The 2,881-nt window shown below is 64.8% G+C and carries 2 protein-coding genes and 1 pseudogene; 1 reads left to right on the top strand and 2 read right to left on the bottom strand.

The annotated features are described in order from the left end of the window. Together EN932_RS32855 and EN932_RS32860 are read right to left on the bottom strand one after the other, a co-directional pair. Positions 1 to 429, bottom strand: a pseudogene (locus tag EN932_RS32855) (glycosyl hydrolase family 5); the annotation flags it as partial. Further along, positions 426 to 1,595, bottom strand: a complete 1,170-nt coding sequence (locus EN932_RS32860) for a DUF1972 domain-containing protein (RefSeq protein WP_164753832.1) — start codon at positions 1,593 to 1,595, stop codon at positions 426 to 428. The gene EN932_RS32860 and the pseudogene EN932_RS32855, both read right to left, overlap by 4 nt. Before the next feature lie 336 nt (positions 1,596 to 1,931). On the opposite strand from EN932_RS32860, the gene EN932_RS32865 reads away from it, so the two are divergent. Next, positions 1,932 to 2,881, top strand: a 950-nt coding sequence (locus EN932_RS32865) for a glycosyltransferase (RefSeq protein ID WP_128369394.1), incomplete at its 3' end; no start/stop codon positions are given.

The raw sequence follows: 2,881 nt of genomic DNA on the forward strand, positions 1-2,881 counted from the left end.
GCGGTCGGGGTTCCAGTAATGGGTGGCAGCGTTGGCCTGGATGTTGACGATGATGCCAAGATCGGCGTCGAGGGTGGCGGTGACGGCGGCGTCCAGCATGTCCAGCAACTGACTGCGCGTCTTGGCGTCGGCGGCCAGGAAAGGGCCGGGATCGACGGGCAAGCGGATGAAATCGAGCCCGGTCTCGCGCAACCGACGCAGGTCGTCTGGGGTCGGCACCGGCCGTTGCGACTGGAAGGGCGGCCAGCCGTAGTCGGTGCGGGGTGCGGGAAATTCACGCGTCAGCGAGAACCAGGGCCAGGCGTTGACGCCGCGCCGAAACCGCGTCTCGGCGGCGGCGCGAGCGATTGGTGCGACCGGGAGCGAGCCGAGAGCCGCTGCAGTGGACAGCGCGGTCCGCAGCACCCGCCGGCGCGACCAGCCTATCATACGGTTCCTGGCGATGCGTGATCCATCGCAGTGGTCTTGGCGGCGGTCATGCCGAGCAGATGATAGGCCTCGTTTTCATAGGCGAGCAGGACATCGTCCCAGCGAAAGGCTTCGCGGGCCCGCGCCCTCGCGGCAACGCCGCAGGCCTTGACCAGGGCATCATCGTCCAGCGCCTGCTGCATCCGCTCGGCGCAACTGTTCTTGTCGGTGAAGTAGATCGCCGCAGCCCCTGCGGTCCACCTGTTGTAGGGATTGTCATGCGCGATCACCATGTTGCCGGCCGCCAGCGCCTCGACCAGCGACGGGTTGGTCCCGCCCACCGTGTGGCCGTGCAGATAGGCGCGGGCGTGGAAGCGCAGGGCCTTCACCGTTGCCTGGTCGTAAATGGCGCCCGGCAGCACCACCGAACCGTTCGCCGCCTTGCGGATGGCGGCATGGTAGGGGATGTCGTCGGACAGCGTTCCCAGCACCACCAGCTTCATGTCGCGCTTGGTGGAGCAAAAGGCTTCGACAATCGGCAGGATGTTGTTGTCGGGTTCGATGCGCGCGATCGAGATGAGATAACGCCCGGGCTCGAGGCCGAGCGCCCGGACCGGCGCCTCGGGCGCTGATGCCACCGGATCGGCGCCATAGGCGATGGTGGCGATGGCGCTGCGCGACCGGCGCGTCGCCAGGTGATCGGCGATGGCGGGATGATCGGCGACCAGCCGGTGCGAGGCCCAAGCGCCGATCCATTCGTTGAGCCAGAACCAGGTTCGCGCCGCCATCCCCCATTTGGGGCGACGCCACTCGATGCCGTCCATGTTGGTGAAGATCTTGCGCCGCTTCAGCCTGAGCCAGGTCAGGAAGACCGCGCCATTATAGCCGAGCACCAGGCAAACGCCCTGTCGTCTGGCAGCATCGCGGGCGCATTGCCAGTCGAATTCCAGGGTCGCGCGCGGTCCCTTGGAGGCGACCTGGATGTGAATGAGCTCGATGCCGCGCCAGGTTTCGCTGCGCACCCGCTGGTCGATCCGCTCGACCTCATCCTGGCAATAGACGCCGACCTTCCAGCCGCGCCCGACAAGAAACAGCGCCAGTTTTTCGGCAAAGGTTTCAAAGCCGCCATGGGCCGCGGGTATGCCGCGGGTCCCCAGGATTAGAATGGCGGGCTTTTCTGGTTTCATGGCCGGCGGCACTTTCACACATCTCATATATTAGATATTGCTTAATTTATAATGAGCAGACCGCAACTTTCGTGCCATCTTCCGATTTCGGTATCCTGGGAGGGGATCATGGCGCGGGGTTGTAAAAAAACGGTGTTGAACCCGGTGGTTGTTTCATTCTCGGTCAACCCTTCTGTGCGTAGCTGTATCGAAACGAAGCAATGCCAGGGGCGTACGGCCGGCAGTCGGACATATCGAACCGATAGGCGGACATATCGAACCAGGCATGATTCTTGCGGACGGGGTTCTGCCACAATCGCCCAGCGCGATGGTTGTAGCATCCGGCGGGAAACAAAGATGCGGATTGCCTGCGTTCATCAGGGTTATGAACTCTATGGTTCTGACCGCAGCTTCGCGGAGAGCGTGGCTGCGCTGCGCGCCGCGTTTCCGTCGGCCGACATCGAGGTGGTCTTGCCGCGCAGCGGGCCGATCGTCCAGATCCTGGAAGCGCATGCCAGCCGGATCGTCTTCGAACCGCTCTGGGTGTTGAGGCGCCAGGCCATTGCGCGCCTTGCGACAGTCGAGATGGCGCGATTGCCGGTTGCCGTGTTCAGGGCGTGGCGGCGCCTCAAGGCCTGCGACCTCGTCTATGTCAACACCTCGATCGTTGCCGACTATGCGCTGGCCGCGCGCTTGCTGCCTTACAAGGCCGTCCTGCACATCCACGAAATCCCCGAAGGCGCCATGCGCAGGGTACTTGTCGGCCTGATGCGCTGGAGCCATGCGGATCTGATCTTCAACTCGCGCGCGACACGCACCGCGTTTGGCGATCCCAAGGCGGCGCGCGCATATGTCGTCTACAACGGCGTTGCCGGGCCGGCGGCGGTCGAACCAATGACGTATGACGGCAAGCGCCCATTGCGGGTGCTGCTGCTCGGCCGCATCAACCGGATCAAGGGGCAGGAGGTCCTGCTGGAGGCGATCGCCTCGATGCCGGCAGAACTCCAGGCGAGGGTCGAGGTGCGGCTGGTCGGCGGCGCCTTCGAAAGCACCGAGCGCGAGCGTGCGCTTGCCGAACTGGTCGAAACCATGGGGCTTGCCGGGCGCGTCGGAGTCCTGCCTTTCATTCCCGATCCCTCGGAGCATTATCGCTGGGCCGACATCGTCACCGTGCCGTCGCGGCGTCCGGAATCGCTGGGCCGCGTCGCCATCGAGGCGATGGCTTATGGCCGGCCGCCGCTTGTGTCGGCGATCGGCGGGCTGGTGGAAGTGGTCAGCGACGGGCAGACCGGCTGGCATGTTCCGCC

The sequence above is a fragment of the Mesorhizobium sp. M7A.F.Ca.US.002.01.1.1 genome (assembly GCF_004022955.1).
In the GTDB taxonomy this organism is placed as follows: Bacteria; Pseudomonadota; Alphaproteobacteria; order Rhizobiales; family Rhizobiaceae; genus Mesorhizobium; species Mesorhizobium ciceri.